Annotated in this window: 16 protein-coding genes and 1 pseudogene; 8 read left to right on the forward strand and 9 right to left on the reverse strand. The window is 66.5% G+C overall.

The features are described from left to right. Positions 1–61 precede the first annotated feature (61 nt). The 4 genes and pseudogenes from AKN83_RS05475 (at position 62) to AKN83_RS05490 (ending at position 6143) form a co-directional block, all read left to right on the forward strand. Positions 62–3430: a hybrid sensor histidine kinase/response regulator gene (locus AKN83_RS05475; RefSeq protein WP_050400066.1), complete on the forward strand. Its 3369-nt coding sequence runs from the start codon at positions 62–64 to the stop codon at positions 3428–3430. After that, complete coding sequence (locus tag AKN83_RS05480) at positions 3420–4346, forward strand: response regulator transcription factor (RefSeq protein ID WP_050400064.1); 927 nt, start codon at positions 3420–3422, stop codon at positions 4344–4346. The genes AKN83_RS05475 and AKN83_RS05480 overlap by 11 nt, the downstream gene beginning before the upstream one ends. Before the next feature lie 116 nt (positions 4347–4462). Continuing rightward, positions 4463–5322 (forward strand): annotated as a pseudogene (locus tag AKN83_RS05485) (LysR family transcriptional regulator). A gap of 146 nt (positions 5323–5468) precedes the next feature. Then, positions 5469–6143: a peroxiredoxin-like family protein gene (locus AKN83_RS05490; protein ID WP_050400063.1), complete on the forward strand. Its 675-nt coding sequence runs from the start codon at positions 5469–5471 to the stop codon at positions 6141–6143. 54 nt (positions 6144–6197) lie between these two features. Here the strand turns inward: AKN83_RS05490 and AKN83_RS05495 are convergent, their stop codons facing one another. Further along, positions 6198–7193 carry an AraC family transcriptional regulator gene (locus tag AKN83_RS05495; protein WP_050400061.1) on the reverse strand — a complete coding sequence of 332 codons (996 nt, stop codon included), beginning with the start codon at positions 7191–7193 and terminating at the stop codon, positions 6198–6200. 130 nt (positions 7194–7323) lie between these two features. Between AKN83_RS05495 and AKN83_RS05500 the strand changes: the two genes are divergently transcribed. From AKN83_RS05500 to AKN83_RS05510, 3 genes are all read left to right on the forward strand, one after another. Beyond that, complete coding sequence (locus AKN83_RS05500; protein ID WP_050400059.1) at positions 7324–7860, forward strand: carboxymuconolactone decarboxylase family protein; 537 nt, start codon at positions 7324–7326, stop codon at positions 7858–7860. Positions 7861–7895: 35 nt separating this feature from the next. Then, a complete protein-coding gene (locus tag AKN83_RS05505; RefSeq protein ID WP_050400057.1) occupies positions 7896–8402 on the forward strand; it encodes a YkgB family protein in 507 nt (168 codons plus the stop codon). Positions 8403–8675: 273 nt separating this feature from the next. Further along, positions 8676–8936 (forward strand): hypothetical protein, encoded by a 261-nt coding sequence (locus tag AKN83_RS05510; protein ID WP_244521897.1) that lies wholly within the window; start codon positions 8676–8678, stop codon positions 8934–8936. A 38-nt stretch (positions 8937–8974) separates the two neighbouring features. Here the strand turns inward: AKN83_RS05510 and cobF are convergent, their stop codons facing one another. From cobF to AKN83_RS05540, 6 genes are read right to left on the reverse strand one after another with little or no spacing between them, the layout of a single operon-like run. Then, positions 8975–9727, reverse strand: a complete 753-nt coding sequence (gene cobF / locus AKN83_RS05515) for a precorrin-6A synthase (deacetylating) (RefSeq protein ID WP_063695195.1) — start codon at positions 9725–9727, stop codon at positions 8975–8977. A 7-nt stretch (positions 9728–9734) separates the two neighbouring features. After that, positions 9735–10463, reverse strand: coding sequence for a uroporphyrinogen-III C-methyltransferase (gene cobA, locus AKN83_RS05520; protein ID WP_050405040.1), 729 nt, complete (start codon positions 10461–10463; stop codon positions 9735–9737). After that, positions 10460–11770: a cobyrinic acid a,c-diamide synthase CobB gene (locus AKN83_RS05525; RefSeq protein ID WP_050405041.1), complete on the reverse strand. Its 1311-nt coding sequence runs from the start codon at positions 11768–11770 to the stop codon at positions 10460–10462. Before AKN83_RS05525 ends, cobA begins: the two co-directional genes overlap by 4 nt. Next, positions 11767–12552 (reverse strand): precorrin-4 C(11)-methyltransferase, encoded by a 786-nt coding sequence (cobM, locus tag AKN83_RS05530; protein WP_050405042.1) that lies wholly within the window; start codon positions 12550–12552, stop codon positions 11767–11769. The genes AKN83_RS05525 and cobM overlap by 4 nt, the downstream gene beginning before the upstream one ends. Next, on the reverse strand, positions 12549–12917 hold the full coding sequence (locus tag AKN83_RS05535) for a cobalamin biosynthesis protein (protein WP_050405111.1): 369 nt from the start codon (positions 12915–12917) through the stop codon (positions 12549–12551). Before AKN83_RS05535 ends, cobM begins: the two co-directional genes overlap by 4 nt. Beyond that, positions 12914–14095, reverse strand: coding sequence for a bifunctional cobalt-precorrin-7 (C(5))-methyltransferase/cobalt-precorrin-6B (C(15))-methyltransferase (locus tag AKN83_RS05540; protein WP_050405043.1), 1182 nt, complete (start codon positions 14093–14095; stop codon positions 12914–12916). Before AKN83_RS05540 ends, AKN83_RS05535 begins: the two co-directional genes overlap by 4 nt. On the opposite strand from AKN83_RS05540, the gene AKN83_RS05545 reads away from it, so the two are divergent. Further along, on the forward strand, positions 14094–14843 hold the full coding sequence (locus AKN83_RS05545; protein ID WP_050405044.1) for a cobalt-precorrin-6A reductase: 750 nt from the start codon (positions 14094–14096) through the stop codon (positions 14841–14843). The genes AKN83_RS05540 and AKN83_RS05545 overlap by 2 nt on opposite strands. On the opposite strand, the gene cobJ is transcribed toward AKN83_RS05545, so the two are convergent. Both cobJ and AKN83_RS05555 read right to left on the reverse strand, forming a co-directional pair. Further along, a complete protein-coding gene (cobJ, locus tag AKN83_RS05550) occupies positions 14819–15553 on the reverse strand; it encodes a precorrin-3B C(17)-methyltransferase (RefSeq protein WP_050405045.1) in 735 nt (244 codons plus the stop codon). The genes AKN83_RS05545 and cobJ overlap by 25 nt on opposite strands. Next, complete coding sequence (locus AKN83_RS05555; RefSeq protein ID WP_063695196.1) at positions 15550–16281, reverse strand: precorrin-2 C(20)-methyltransferase; 732 nt, start codon at positions 16279–16281, stop codon at positions 15550–15552. The genes cobJ and AKN83_RS05555 overlap by 4 nt, the downstream gene beginning before the upstream one ends.

Here is a 16281-nt window from a genome sequence, read left to right on the forward strand (position 1 = left end):
CGTAGGTTTTTGGTACGGGATTTGCCCGCGATCAAAGCATCGTGGACCAGGAGTTAGAAGAGTGGCAGGGCGGCAGCGGATAGACCGCGTCAGGCGCCAATACAATCAATGGGTCGCCAACCAGACGCTGGAAGACTACGCGCTGCGCTTCACCGCCAAGAGCGCGCGGCGCTGGTCCGCCGCCCGCGTCGCCAACACCGCGCTCGGCGCGATCTCCTTCCTCGCGCTGGAGGCGATCGGCGGCACCATCACGCTGAACTACGGCGCGATGAACGCCTCGGCCGCGATCCTCGTCGTCAGCGTCATCATCTTCCTCTGCGGATTGCCGATCGCCTACCATGCCGCCAAAAGCGGCATCGATATCGACCTGCTGACCCGCGGCGCCGGCTTCGGCTATATCGGCTCGACCATCACCTCGCTGATCTACGCCTCCTTCACCTTCATCTTCTTCGCCATCGAGGCCGTGATCCTGGCCAGCGCGCTCGACATGTGCTTCGGCATCCCGCGGCCGATCGGCTATCTGATCAGCGCTGTCGTGATCATTCCCCTCGTCGTCTACGGCATCACGCTGATCAGCCGCTTCCAGCTCTGGACGCAGCCGCTGTGGGTGATCCTCCACATCATGCCGTTCGCGGCGATCGCCTGGGCCAATCCGCATTCCTTCACCGAGTGGCGCAAATTCGCCGGCGAGCACGGCGATCCCGCTGGGAATCTCGACCTGCTGCTGTTCGGCACCGCGGCCTCGGTCGTGTTCGCGCTGGTGGCTCAGATCGGCGAGCAGGTCGACTTCCTGCGCTTCCTGCCGCGCGATCGCCGCACGTCGCGCAAGGCCTGGTGGATCGCGCTGCTGAGCGCCGGTCCGGGCTGGATCGTGCTCGGCGCGCTCAAGCTGCTGGCCGGCTCGTTCCTCGCCTTCTTCGCGCTCAGCCACGGCGTCTCGGCCGAGCATGCGGCCGAGCCGGCCAACATGTATCTCGAAGCCTTCCGCTACGTGCTGTCGCAGCCGGATCTCGCGATGGCGCTGACCGGGACGTTCGTGATCCTGTCGCAGGTCAAGATCAACGTCACCAACGCCTATGCCGGCTCGATCGCCTGGTCGAACTTCTTCTCCCGCCTCACCCATTCGCATCCCGGCCGCGTGGTGTGGCTGGTGTTCAACGTGGTCGTCGCGCTGCTGTTGATGGAGATCGGCGTCTACAAGGCGCTGGAGCAGACGCTGGCGCTCTACTCCAACGTCGCGATCGCCTGGGTCGGCGCGCTGGTCGCCGATCTCGTCATCAACAAGCCGCTCGGCCTGCGGCCGCAGCATATCGAGTTCAAGCGCGCCCATCTCTGCGACATCAATCCGGTCGGGGTCGGGGCCATGACGATTGCCACCGTGGTCTCGATCAGCGCGTTCTACGGCCTGTTCGGTCCGACCGCCAAGGCGCTGTCCGCCTTCGTGGCGCTCGCGGTCGCGTTCATCACGGCGCCCCTGATTGCCTGGGCGACCGACGGCAAGTATTACATCGCGCGCAAGCCGAAGCGGAGCTGGCAGAACCTTGAATCGATCCAATGCTGTATCTGCGAGCATGCCTTCGAGCCCGAGGACATGGCCGCCTGCCCGGCCTATGCCGGCCCGATCTGCTCCTTGTGCTGCTCGCTCGACGCCCGCTGTCACGACCTCTGCAAACCGCACGGGCGGATCGGCGCGCAGGTGTCGGACGCCCTGGGCACGGTGATGCCGCAGCCGATCTACGCCCGCATCAACTCGCAGCTCGGCCATTATCTCGGCGTGTTCGCGGTCTCGGCCGGTCTCGTGGCGCTGGTGCTCGGCCTGATCTATTTGCAGACCACCGCGGCCGTGCATGCCAACGAACTATTGGCCGACGTGCTGTGGAAGGTGTTCTTTGCACTGACCCTAATCATCGGTGTCGTCGCCTGGCTGTTCGTGCTGGCGCAGCAGAGCCGCCGTGCCGCCGAAGACGAAACCCGCCGGCAGACCACGCTACTGATCCAGGAGATCGACGCCCACAAGCGCACCGATGCCGAGTTGCAGCGCGCCAAGGAAGTGGCGGAGTCGGCCAACCTCGCCAAGAGCAGATACGTCGTCGGCCTCAGCCATGAGCTCCGCTCGCCGCTCAACGCGATCTCCGGTTACGCGCAGCTATTGGAGCAGGACGACAGTCTCCAGGTGCGTCCCCGCGAGCAGGTGCGCGTGGTCCGCCGCAGCGCCGATCATTTGTCGGGCCTGATCGACGGCATCCTCGACATCTCCAAGATCGAGGCCGGCCGCCTCTATCTGTCGCGCGACGAGGTGCGGCTGAACGATTTCCTCGAGCAGCTGGTCGGCATGTTCCGCCTGCAGGCCGCCGCAAAGGGCATCGACTTCGTGTTCAGACGGCCGGCCGTGCTGCCGGTCGTGGTCTATGCCGACGAGAAGCGGCTGCGGCAGATCCTGATCAACCTGCTGTCGAATGCGATCAAGTTCACGCAGACCGGCAAGGTGCAGTTCGTGGTGCATTACCGCAGTCCGGTCGCCGAGTTCGAGGTGATCGATACCGGGCCGGGCATCCAGCCCGACGATCTCGAGCGGATCTTCGCCCCGTTCGAGCGCGGCGCACTGGGCGTCAGCCAGCCGCAGACCGGTACCGGGCTCGGCCTCACCATCAGCCGCTTGCTCGCGGGTGTGATGGGCGGCGACATCAAGGTCCTGAGCACGGTCGGTGCCGGCAGCACGTTCCGCGTCAAGCTGCTGCTATCCGAGGTCACCAATCCGCGCCGCGATGCCCCGATCGATGCTCCCGTGTACGGCTATCACGGCCCGCGCAAGACCATCCTGATCACCGACGACGACCCGACCCACCGCGACCTCCTGCGCCAGATCCTGGCTCCGCTCGGCTTCATCCTGCTCAGCGCACCGGATGGGCCGGGCTGCCTTGCGCTCGCGCAGCATTGTCGTCCCGACATGTTCCTGCTCGATATCTCGATGGCGGGCATGGACGGCTGGACGGTCGCCGAGACCTTGCGCTCCGAAGGCCATCACCAGGCACGAATCCTGATGATCTCGGCCAGCGCGCTGGAGGCCCATGGCGCGCCGCTGGCGCAGCCGTTCCACGACGGCTATCTGATGAAGCCGATCGACATTCCGCGGTTGCTCGAGACCATCCGCCAGCTGCTCAAGATCGAATGGCAGTATGAGGCCGAGCAGGTTCCTCCTCCGCAATGGAAGCCCGACACGGGCTCACGCCCGCCGGTGAAATATGTCGAAGAGCTGATCAGCCTCGGCCAGCTCGGCTATATCAGGGCGATCCAGCTCAAGCTCGACGAGATCGGCAACGAAAGTCCCGAGCATACCGATTTCGTCAGCCAGATGCGCACGCTGATCGACCGGTTCGATCTTGATCAATATATGGCGACGTTGAAGACATTGCACAGCTATGACCATTGAACAGCGAAAGCGCGACGTCGCGCTCGTCGTCGACGACTCGCCGGAGACGTTGCGGCTCTTGACCGACGCGCTCGACGGCGCCGGCATGACTGTGATGGTCGCGCTCGACGGCGCCTCCGCGATGCGCATCGTCGACCAGATCACCCCTGACATCGTCCTGCTCGATGCCGTGATGCCCGGCATGGACGGGTTCGAGACCTGCAAGCGGCTGAAGCGCGACGCCGGGCTCGATGGCGTGCCGATCATCTTCATGACGGGGCTCGCCGAGACCGAGCACATCGTGCGCGGACTGGAGGCCGGCGGCGTCGACTACGTCACCAAGCCCATCGTGGTCGAGGAGATGTTGGCGCGGATCCGGGTCCACCTCGCCAACGCGCGGATGACGCAGAGCGCCCGCGCCGCGCTCGACGTCTCCGGCCGCTACCTGCTCGCGGTCAACAGCTCGGGCACGCTGTTGTGGGCGACGCCGCAGGCACAGCGGCTGCTGTCGGATACGCTCGCCGAAGCCGCCGACAATTTCGTGTTGCCGGAGCCGATGCCGCAATGGCTCGACCAGGCGCAGAAGGGCAAAGCCGGAGCGAAAACCGCGACGGTGGCGTCCTTCCCCGGCAACGAGCAGCTCCGCCTGCAATTCATGGGCAAGCTCGGCCCCAACGAATTCCTGCTGCGCCTCGCCAAGGACACCAGCGGCGACATGCCGGCCGAGTTCTCCAGCGAGCTCGGCCTGACCACCCGCGAGGGCGAGGTGCTGTCCTGGCTCTCCAAGGGCAAGACCAACCGCGACATCGCGCAGATCCTGGGTTTGAGCCCGCGCACCGTCGACAAGCATCTCGAGCAGATCTACGCCAAGCTCGGCGTCGAGAACCGCACCGCCGCCGCCGCGATCGCGGTCAACGCCAGGCACCGCAAGTCGTAGCCTGCCAGCTCTCCGCTACCGACCCGCGTCCGGAAATGGCCAATCGCCCCGGACCGTGACAGGATGGGCCGTATCGCTCATTCCTGTGGAGAATAGCCATGGATCGTCTGGCGGCGATGGAGACGTTCGTGCGGGTGGTCGAGACCGGCTCGTTCTCCGCTGCGGCGCGACAGCTTCGGGTCGGCCAGCCGGCGGTCTCGAAATCAGTCGCGCAACTCGAGGAATTCCTCGGGGTCAAGCTGCTTGCGCGCTCGACCCATGGTCTCACCCCGACCGAAGCCGGGCTCGGCTACCTCGAGCGCGCCAGGCGCGCGCTTGAAGAGGCGGCCGAGGCCGAGATCGCCGCGCGCGGCGCCGGAGCCGGGCTCAAGGGACGATTGCGGGTCTGCGCCGCCGTCACCTTCGCCCGGATCCATCTCATTCCGATGCGGCCGAAGTTTCTCGCGCAGCACCCGGAGCTGGAGCTCGAGATCGTGCTCGACGACTCCAGATCGATCTCGTGCAGGAAGGCATCGACGTCGCGCTCCGGATGGGCAAGATGACGGATTCGACGCTGACCGCGCGCCGCGTCGCGAGATGCAAGCGCCTCGTGCTGGGCACGCCGGCCTATTTCGACCGCGCCGGCACGCCGGCAACGCCAAGCGAGCTGAGCCGGCATCAGGCCGTTGTTTACCTCCGCGAGGGCAGCGTGTGGTCGTTTCAACGCGAGAGCACCGAACTCGCCGTGACGGTGCGGAGTCGATTGCGGGTGAGCGCCGCCGAAGGCGTGCGCGCTGCAGTGCTGGCCGATGCCGGGATCGCGATCGCCTCGGAATGGATGTTCACCCCCGAACTCCAGGCGGGCGCCGTGCGCGCAGTCTTGCCGGAGTGGAGCCTGCCCGCGCTCGATCTCTGGGCCGTGCTTCCGACCGGACGCGCCGCGACCGCCAAGGCGCGCACATTCGTGAACTTCTTCGAGCGCAGCTTCAATGCATAATCTTGCAACGTTTATTCCGAGCGGGAATAAGCGCTAGTCCTACGGCAGCGCTACCCTGCGCGGCCATCTCCTTTAGCTTCCTGCGTGTGAACTCAACAAGCGGACGGCGTGGCCGTCCTTCGCGCAGAAGCCCGAGGAGAACCGTCATGTCACTGCAAGCCAAGCTCGATGCCTTCAAGGCCGATTTCGAAGCCGGAAAGCCGCCCTACAACGTTCCGCCGGCCGTGATCGAGATCATGCACCGCGCCACCGCGGAGCTGATCGCATCCGGTGCCGCCCAGCGCGCCAAGAGGGCCGGCGACGTCGCTCCTGCCTTCTCGCTCCGGGATCCCGACGGCAATATCGTCAATTCGGCCGACCTGTTGAGGCGCGGCCCGCTGGTGCTCAGCTTCTACCGCGGCGTCTGGTGCCCGTATTGCAACATGGAGCTGCAGGCACTCGAAGCCGCCAAGCCGGAATTCGACAGGTACGGTGCGTCGCTGGTCGCGATCTCGCCGCAGACCGCGCCGAACAGCCGCAAATCAGTGCGCCAGAACAAGCTCTCCTTCCCGATCCTGTCCGACGCGAAGGGCCAGATCGGCGAGGCCTTCGGACTGCGCTTCCATCTGCCCGACTATCTGGTCGCGCTCTACAAGCAGCTGAAGAACGACCTGCCGACCTTCAACGACGATCCGAGTTGGACATTGCCGATGCCGGCCCGCTACGTCATCGGACAGGACGGCGTGATCCTCTACTCGGAGGTGAACCCCGACTATACCCGCCGCCCGGAGCCCGAGGACATGATCGCAGTTCTCCAGCAGGCCGCCGCCGTGAAGGCATGACAGCGCGCAGAGCAGCCGGTGGCAACCAGCCACCGGCCGCTTGCCTCGCGTAGATTATTCGCGCGCAGCCGGCGAACTCCCATCCGGATCGGCCGGCGCGCCAGAACCGGCCAACATCTCCTCCCCGGAGTGCTGCCCCTTTCGCCATTGCGCCGGCGTCACGCCGATATGGCTCTTGAAGGCGCGCTGAAAGGCAGCCTCGGACTGGTAGCCGACCATCTCCGCAATGGCGCCGGTCGAGAGCGATGATCTCTTCAACTCGTTCGCCGCAAGCGTCATCCTGATATCGGTGAGCAGATCGCTCGGCGATCGCCCGAGCTTGTCCTGGAATTGCCGGGCCAGCGTGGCGCGCGACATGTTGCAGAGACGCGCAAGCTCCGGCAGCGACCAAGCGCGCGCAGGCTGGTTGAACATGGCCGCCACCGCCGGCGCAAGGCGGGGATCGCCGACCAGTGCGAGCAGACCGTGTGACCTGTCATCGGTCTCGCTGGCAAGCCGCAGCACCAGCGCAAACATCGCCGTCGACAGCGCATCCAGCATGGCGCGGCCACCGAGATGATCGTCGGCCGTTTCGCTGCGCATCAGGGACACGAGGCCCGCAAGCTGTGCCGCCGTTCCCTTCCCCATCCGTGCGCCGGCATGCACGACGAGACGCGGCGGAAGATAGGTGCGCAACAGACGGTCGTGCGGCGGTGCAATCGCGAAATGTCCGCACAGCAAATCAAGCCGCTCGTCCGAACCCAGGTTTTCACTGATGGTGAAATTCTGTGCCGCCCGGTTGCGCGGCGGCAGCGGCGGCGCCCCGCTGCCGTCATGCATCACGTGTCGCGGATTGCCGGGCAACAGAAGAATGTCGCCGGTCTTCAGCAGCAACGGTCGGCCGCCCGAGGGATCGTCCAGGATCGCCGAGCCGGCAAGCACCGCATGATAGGGGATCTCGTTGGTCGCGCCCGGCCCCTGCTCGATGCGCCAGGGCACGCTGTAGCTGCAGCGAATATCGAGCCGCCCGCGCACCGGCATCACCTCGAATAGCCGGCTGAGCCAATCCATGGTTAATCCCCCGAGGCAGTTCATGAGACGATTGAGCATATAATCGAGCAATATGAACATTCAATGTCTCAGACCGCGATCCTATTGTCACTCCGCAATCGTTCACCACCCCAAAACAAGGAGTGCCACCATGTCCCGTCTCTCAGTTCCCAATCTCGAAGCCGATACCGGCCCGTCGGGCCAGATCTACGCCCAGATCAAGAAGGCAGCCGGCAGTGTCCCGAACGCCTATGCGGCAATTGCCGCCCATGGCCCGGCCGCGCTCAAGTCCATGCTCGCCGCCGATGCCGTGCTCGCCGGCGGCAGCCTGTCCAAGCGCGATCGGGAGATCATCAAGCTCGTGATCAGCGCCGCCGGCGGTTGCGACTATTGTGTCGCTGCGCATTCCCATCTCGCCAAGCTCGCCGGTGTGAAGGCAGACACACTGAAGCAGATCCGCGAAGGCGCGCCGACCGGTGATGCCCGTCAAGACACGCTGGTCCAATTCGTCCGCAAGCTTGCGCAGTCGAGCGGCACCGTCAACGATGAGGACTTCGCCGCGATCAAGGCCGTCGGCTACAGCGACGCGCAGCTGGTCGAGATCAGCCTGGCGTTCGCGACCATCGTCTTCACCAACGTCTTCAACCGCATCAACGACACCGACATCGACTTCCCAGCTGTCGCGTGAAGCGGCGGCGCGGTGTCCCACAGGGAATCACGACCATGACCACGCTTACCAGCACTGCTCACAATCCGCTTGTCCGTGCACTCGAACGGTCCGGCCTGCTTGCGGAGGATCTCGACTACTATCTCGTTCGGGCCGCGATGGTGATCATGTTCCTGTTTTTTGGCTACCAGAAATGGTTTCCGTACGAATTCGAACGGCTGGTCCCGTTCATCAGCAACGGGCCGCTGATCTGGTGGCTGTATCCGGCCTTCGGCCATGCCGGCGCCAGCTATTTTCTTGGCGCCTCGGAATGGACGTTCGGCGCGCTGCTGCTCGCAGGGTTCTGGGACAAGCGCTTCGGCGTTCTGGGCGCCCTCGGCTCGACCGGCACCTTCATCGCGACAGTCACCATCATCCCGTTCATGCCCGATGGTTGGGACGTTGCCGCCGGAGGCTTCCCTGCGATGACCGGCAACGTGCCCTTCCTGATGAAGGACGTCGTTCTGCTCGCCGTGTCGCTCTACCTGCTGAGGCAGGACGTGGTGCGCCTGATCAGGCAATAGATGGCGTCCACTGATCGCGATGGATCGCCGGCGCGCCTCGCGTTCGCCGGCGATCACGGATCGTAGGACCGCTGACTTCGCGACATCGCCGCCATGTTGCGATGCAGGCAAGGGCAGATCATGCTCCGACGTTACGCCATAAGCTGCTGGCGAGTTTGTGGAATGCGTCGCAGTTGCCGGTCCGTTCCTGGGCGAGATCGAACCGGCGGGGGGAGGTTCGATGTGGATCGCGTCGGGATTGCCATGCGGGAATGATCGGTCGCTCCGCCGGCCATGACCATGGTTCTGCCGTCCGGTCCGGGTTACAAGATACCGCCGGTGTTGTTCTGGGGTGGATTGATGAAGAAGGACGACGTCACGTGTCCGCGCTGCGGGGCTGGATTCCGGCGCCTTGAGCTGACATCCGGATCGGGTAGCAAGGGCGAGTATCGCTGCCCGGTCTGCGAGACGACGCTCGAGCAGTTCGGCGGTGACAAGCTCGTGGCCTACCGCCTGACGATTCAACCCTCGATCCGCGGATTGAAGGCCGGATAGCCGTCCTGCTGCGTGGACTGCCGACGCAATCCCGCCGATCACGAACGCCGCTTCAAGACATAGCTGTCCATGATCCAGCCGTGCTGCGCACGCGCATTCCGGCGCGCGGCGACAATGCGAGAGCCCACCTCGGCTAACTCACCCGCCATGATGATCTGATCCGGCATGCCGAGATAGGCGCCCCACCAGATCTTCAAGCCCACAGGATCCAGCGTCTGGAAGGCGGCGCCGCCGTCGAGCATCACGACGATGGTGTCGACGCCATCAGGCCATCCGCCCTCGCGGAGCCGCCGGCCTGTCGTGACCAGGAACGGCTCGCCAATCTCGTTGAGCGGCAGCGCATGCGCCGCGCACAGCGCCTGGATCGAGGTGATGCCCGGGATCACCTCGATCGACGGCCGCGGATCGAGCCGTTGCGCAATCCGCAGGCTCGAATCGTAAAGCGAGGGATCGCCCCAGATCAGCAAAGCAACGCGCCCCGCGCCACCGAGATGGCGCGCGATTTCCTGCGACCAGGTTGCGGCGACGGCATCGTGCCAATCGTCGACGCCCTTGCGGTAATCCTCCTCGCCGGCGTCACGCACCGGCAGGTCGAACTCGGCAATGCGCGTGCGATCATTGTTCAACGCCTCGGCGCAGATCGTTCGGCGCAAGTCGGCGAGATCCGACTTCGCGGTCCCCTTGCGCGGGATCAGGATCAAATCGGCGGCATTGATGGCAGCGATCGCAGCAAGGGTGAGCTGCTGCCTGGGATCACCACAACCGATACCGATCAGGGAAAGCGCCAGCATGGCCGTATCAACCTTGCTCCGGCGCCAGCGCGCCGAACAGGATGACCGCCGCCGCGGTGGCGGCGCCTGCATGCGCGAGCCGTTCGGCCAGCTCTGCGATCGTGGTGCGGACGATCCGCTCTTCGGTGTGGCCGAGCGACTCCGCGAGCAGCGCAGGCGTGTCGGGAGAAAGGCCATGCGCGATCAGCCTCGCGGTCAGCGCCGGAAAGGTGCGCCGGCCCATATAGACGACGGTGGTGGCCTCGGGATCGGTCAGCGCCGCCCAATTCAAATCCGCGGGCAACTCGCCGGTGACGTCGGCGCCGGTCACGAACTGGACCCGGCGCGCGGTCAGCCGTCGCGTCAGCGGAATGCCGGCCTGCGCCGCCGCGACCGAGGCCGAGGTTACGCCGGGAATGATCTCGTAGCCGATGCCGGCCGCGCGCAGCGCTTCGATCTCCTCTTCGAGCCGTCCAAAGATGCCGGCATCGCCTGACTTCAGCCGCACCACCCGCACGCCGGTCGCGGCATAGTCGACCAGCAGCCGGCTGACATGATGCTGCTTCGCCGAGAGGCGGCCGGCGCGCTTGCCGACCGCGACGAGATTGGCGCCAGCGCGCGCGAGATCGAGGATCGCGCCCGAGGCGAGATCATCATAGAGCACCACGTCGGCCTCGCGCAGCCGCGCGGCTCCCTTCATGGTCAGGAGCTCGGGATCGCCGGGGCCAGCCGAGACGAAGGAGACGAATCCGCTCATCGGTCCTCCGCAATCAGATGGAAGAACGTACCCGTGGCGTTGCCGCGCCACGATCCGGTTTCGGCTACGATCGCGCCGGTCGCATCGCGCACCACCGCAAGCGGCGTGTCCGGCTGCGCGACGATCGTCGAATAGTGAAATTCGTGGCCGCGCAAGCGTGCGCCGGGACCGTGCCCGGGCATCGCAGTGGCGAGCTCAGCGAGCCGGTAGCCGAGATGCATGCGCCGCTTGGCATAGCTGGTCTCGAGGCCGAGCAATCCGGCCATCGCGTGACGCACGCCGTCTGCATCGGTCAACGCGGCGCCCAGCACCATGTAGCCGCCGCACTCACCGTGCACCGGCTTCATCTCCGCAAAGGCGCGCAACTGGCCAAGAAATCGCGTGTTGGAAGCAAGCCGCGCCGCATGCAGTTCGGGATAGCCGCCGGGCAGCCAGCACACATCGGCGTTCGCCTCGGGGCCCTCGTCGGCAAGCGGCGAGAACGTCACGATCTCGGCGCCGGCCGCACGCCAGGCCTCGAGCATGTGCGGATAGACGAAAGAGAACGCGGCGTCGCGCGCGAGCGCGATGCGCTGGCCGGGCGGCGTGATGTCGAGGCTGCGCGCGGCCGATTGCGGCGACCAGTCGCGCACCGATCGCAACACCGCGTCGAGATCGACATGCTCGGCGACGAAGCGTGCGGCCTCGTCAATCAGACCGTCGATCTGAACCTGCTCTTCCGCCTGCACCAGGCCGAGATGACGCTTCGGCAACGCGATCTCCGCGTGCCGGGGCAGCGCACCCAGCACCGCAATGCCAGCGTCCGCCATGGCGCTGCGCACCAGTGCTTCGTGCCGCGGGCTGGCGACACGGTTGAGAACGACACCGGCAAGCCGCACGCCGGCGCGGAAGTCGCGCAATCCCGCCGCAACCGCCGCGGCGGTCTGCGCCTGGCCCGAGGGATCGATCACCAGCAGCACGGGCCATCCCATCATCTCGGCGATATCGGCGGTGGCACCGGTGCCCGAGACGCCGCGCGTTGCGACGCCGTCGAACAGTCCCATCGAGCCTTCGGCCAGCACCAGATCCGCCTCCGCGCCACGGCTTGCCAGATGCGCGATCGCCTCGCCCGACATCGCCCAGCTGTCGATGTTGACGGACGCGCGTCCGGTCGCGACGGCGTGAAAGGCGGGATCGATATAGTCCGGTCCGCTCTTCAGGCATTGCACCTTCAGCCCGCGATTGCGCCAGGCGCGCGCCAGCGCCAGGGTTAGCGTCGTCTTGCCGACCCCGGATGCAGGTGCAGAGATCACGAGCCCCGCGGTCATCGCGATGTTTCCGGAAAGCGCGGCTCGGGCCCCACCGGCCGGTAGCGGCGGTCATAGTCGGCCGCATAAAGGCGACTCTCGGCGAATTCGCCGGCGCCGAGCGTCTTGCCGACCAGTATCAGCGCGGTGCGTTCGAGCTCGGGGCCGAGCGCGGCATCGAGGCTCGCAAGCGTGGCGCGCACGATGCGCTGGTCCGGCCAGCTCGCGCGCCAGACGATCGCCACCGGACAATCCGCACCATAATGTGGCGTCAGCTCGGCGATAACCTTGTCCAGCAGATGGATCGACAGATGGATCGCGAGCACCGCGCCGGTCGCGGCAAACGCCGCGAGCGTCTCGCCGTCGGGCATCGCGCTCGCCCTGCCCGGCGTGCGCGTCAGCACCACCGATTGCGCAAGGCCTGGCAGCGTCAGCTCGGATTCCAGCGCCGCCGCCGCCGCCGAAAACGCCGGCACGCCGGGCGTGACCGAATATGGAATCTCCAACACGCGCAACCGGCGCAGCTGCTCCCCCATTGCCGACCAGATCGAGAGATCGCCCGAATGCAGCCGCGCGACGTCCTTTCCTTGCGCATGCGCCGCAGCGATCTCGGCGATGATCTCGTCGAGCGACATCGATGCCGTGTTGACGATGCGCGCATCCTTCGGGCAATGCGCCAACACGCCCGCGGGGACCAACGATCCGGCGTAGAGGCAGACCGGACAAGAGGCGATGAGATCGCGGCCCCGCAAGGTCAGGAGATCGGCGGCGCCTGGACCCGCGCCGATGAAATGCACCGTCATTCGCCGTCTCCTTCTGCGATCGCCGCAGTCGCCGCCCGATCCCGCGACACGGCCCTGACCGCGATCAAACGTGCACCGTGCCCGGCGGCTGCGACTGCCGCTGCCTCGGCGACCGAGCCCGTTCCAAACCTGGCCTTGACGAGGTCGGATTGCGTCGCGGTTTGTATCTCAGCCAACATTTCGGCGGGAATGCTCCGGATCGGCAATCCCAGTTCCTGTGCCAACGCTTGCAATGCCACCGCACCGGCCTTGTCGCTCACTGTCGCAACCGCCGCAAGGCCGTTGGGCCCGCCGGCGGCGTCGAGCGCTTCGCGCAACGACGCGACACTGGCATTGCTCCTGAATCCCAGACCCGCGACCTTCATCGGACCGCGCTCCATTGCACGATCGGCCGCGCCGCTTTCCACGAGCGATACCGGCCCAGCGGCTCGGCATGTGCGATCTCCACGCGCATCAGTTCGCCGCCAAGCCGCTGATGCAGATCGGCAAGCAGCGCCTCGGTTTCCAGCGTCACGGCATGCGCGACCAGTCGCGTTCCCGGCGCGATGCGCGACCAGATCGCATCGAACATATCGGCATCGAGGCCGCCACCGATGAACACGGCGTCGGGCCCTTCGAGGTCCGACAAGATACCCGGCGCCGTGCCCTCGATCACCGTGATCCGATGTGCCAAGCCGAAGCTCGCCGCGTTGCTGCGGATGTTGGCGGCGCGTTCGCCGCGGGCCTCGACGGCGATCGCCGTCCCGCCGCAGAGCGCCCATTCGATCGAGATCGAGCCGGAGCCGGCGCCGATGTCCCATAGCCGCTCGCCCGGCCGCGGCGCAAGCGCCGACAGCGCAAGCGTGCGGATCGGCCGTTTTGTCAGTTGTCCGTCGTGCACGAAGAGTGCCTCGGGAAGACCCGAGCTGCGCGCGATCCCCTGTGCGCCCGCCGCCTCCAGCGCAACCGCGACCGGGCTGTCGCTTGAAGCGCCGGCAAAATTGTCGGCGCAATGCTGTTTGATGGATTCGCGCGGGCCGCCAAGTGCGGACAGCGTCCATACTGATGACTGCCCCCAGCCGCGCTCGGTGAGCCAGCGCGCGAGATCGGAAGCCGCGTTGCCATCGCGCACCAGGCAGATGATCCGTGCACCACGCGCAAGATGTGGCAGCAGCCGTTCGAATGGTGCGGCGTGGAGGCCGAGACAGATGACGTTCTCGAGCCGCCAGCCCAACCGTGCCGCCGCCAGCGAGAACGTCGATGGCGCGGAATGCGCGACCCACTCGCCGGCCTGCAATTTCCCGACAAGGCTGCCGCCGACGCCATGCCAGAACGGATCGCCCGAGGCGAGCACCGCGGTCGGGCGGCCGCGGCATTCAAGCACGATGTCCGCATCGAACGGCACCGGCCAGGCGCGGCCACGATCGGTGATCCCGGCCAGCGCCAGATGCCGTTCGCCGCCGAACACCGTTTCGGCTTCACGAAGCGCCTTTCGGCTTGCGTCGGAGAGGCCGGCGAGGCCATCTTCGCCGATGCCGATGATGGTCAACCACGGATTACCCATGACGCGCGCCCTGATCCTGGGCGGAACAGCCGACGCCAATTTGCTTGCCGCGACAATCGCAAGCGCGGGCATCGACGCGGTCTATTCCTATGGCGGGCGCACCGCCTCTCCCGCCGAACAACCGCTGCCGACCCGGATCGGCGGCTTCGGCGGCGTCGGCGGTCTTGCCGACTATCTGCGTCGCGAGGGCATCACGCATGTCATCGACGCGACGCATCCGTTCGCCGCCGAGATGAGCCGCAACGCGATCGCCGCGTGCGCGCAAGCCGCAACGCCGCTGCTCGCGCTCGAACGCGCGCCCTGGAATAGAACATCCGGCGATCGCTGGATCGAGGTAGCGGACGCCGGATCGGCGGTCGCGGCCTTGCCGGAGAGCCGCGCCAACGTGTTCCTCGCGATCGGCCGCCAGCATATCGCCCCGTTCGGCAGCCGGCCGCAGCATGCCTATACGTTGCGCTTCGTCGACCCGCCCGGAGAAACGCTGCCATTGCCCGATGCCGAAATCATCGTCTCGCGCGGCCCATTCACGCTCGAGGGCGAGCTCGAAATGATGCGCACGCGCGCGATCGCGTGGATCGTCGCCCGCAATTCCGGCGGAAGTGGCGCCCGCGCCAAGATCGACGCCGCCCGTACGCTCGGCCTTCCCGTCATCATGATCACGCGGCCGCTGCTGCCCGAGAGGCCGCGGGTTGAACGCGTGCGCGAGGTGATGGAATGGCTCGGTCATCGGACCTGCCTCGGCGCATAGACCCAGCGGCCCACCCGCCGCGTCGTCGAGTTGCAGACGATCACCATCGTCCGCATATCGGCCATCTCGGGCCGCGCATCGCGCAACAGAACCGTCTCGATCCGCTGCTCGGGCGTGCTGACGGCGCGCGCGAAAATCACGATGCGCTCGCTGCAGCCCGCCTCTCTCAAGATCGCGAGCGTCCGTGCAAAGCCTTCCGGCCGGCTAGCCGAGCGCGGGTTGTACATCGCGATCGCGAAATCGGCCCCGGCCGCGAGCCGCAGGCGCTGCTCGATCAGCGGCCAGGGTTTTAGATTGTCGGACAGGTTGATCGCGCAGAAATCATGACCGAGCGGCGCGCCGGCGCTCGCCGCCGCCGCCAGCATCGCCGTGATGCCGGGCAGCACGCGGATCGGCAGGTCATGCCATTGCGGCACGCTTTCCAGCGCTTCAAACACGGCGGACGCCATCGCGAACACGCCGGGGTCGCCGGACGACACCACGACGACGTGCCGGCCCTCTGACGCCAGCCGCAGTGCCTCACCAGCGCGCTGCAGCTCGACGCGATTGTCCGAGGGATGCAGCGTCAACCCGTCGCGTGGCGGCACCCGCGTAACGTACGGCGCATAGCCCACGATGTCGGTCGCATTTCCGAGCGCTGCGGAGACCTCCGGGGTGATCAGCGCCTCGTCGCCCGGCCCCAGTCCCGCAATGGTCAGCGTGCCGGTCATGGCACCGCCTCCCTGCGCCGGCCCTGCCCGTGCACCAGCACGATCGCGAAATACGGAGCGTCGGCCTCGGCGAGATCGGCGAGCCGGGCGACGCGCTGATCGGGCATGGTGCCGCGCTCGACGAGCCATGCATCGCCGAGACGGCCCGCAGCCGCGAGTGCGCGACGGATTTTTGTCAGATTGCGGCCGGTCTTCATCACGACCAGCGCGTCGGAGTTCTGCATCCGCTGTACGAGCTCGGCCTCGGGCAGCGTGCCCATCAGCACCATGGTGACATCGTCGGCAAGCGCGATCGGCCGGCCGACCGCATTCCAGCAACCGACCATGCCGGGAATGCCGGCGACCACCTCGATCTCGATCCGACCCTGCAGGCGGGCATGCAGGTGCATGAACGAACCGTAGAAATAGGGATCGCCCTCGCAGAGCACGACGATGTCGACGGCGCGCGCAAGCCGCGCCAGCCGCTCGGTCCATTCGTCATAGAACCCGGCCAGCAGACGCGCATAGTCCGGACTGTCGAAGGCAATCTCCGTGGTGACCGGATATTCCATCGGATATTCGCTGACGCCGGCGGCGAGCATGCCTTCAACAATGCGGCGCGCCTGGCCGAGCTGCCCCCTCTTGCGAAAATAGGCGACGTGCTTGGCGGCGCGCACCACGCGATCGGCGCGCACGCTCATCAAATCCGGATCGCCTGGGCCGAGCCCGCAGCAGATGATGCGCCCCAT

This window comes from Bradyrhizobium embrapense, from assembly GCF_001189235.2.
GTDB lineage: Bacteria > Pseudomonadota > Alphaproteobacteria > Rhizobiales > Xanthobacteraceae > Bradyrhizobium > Bradyrhizobium embrapense.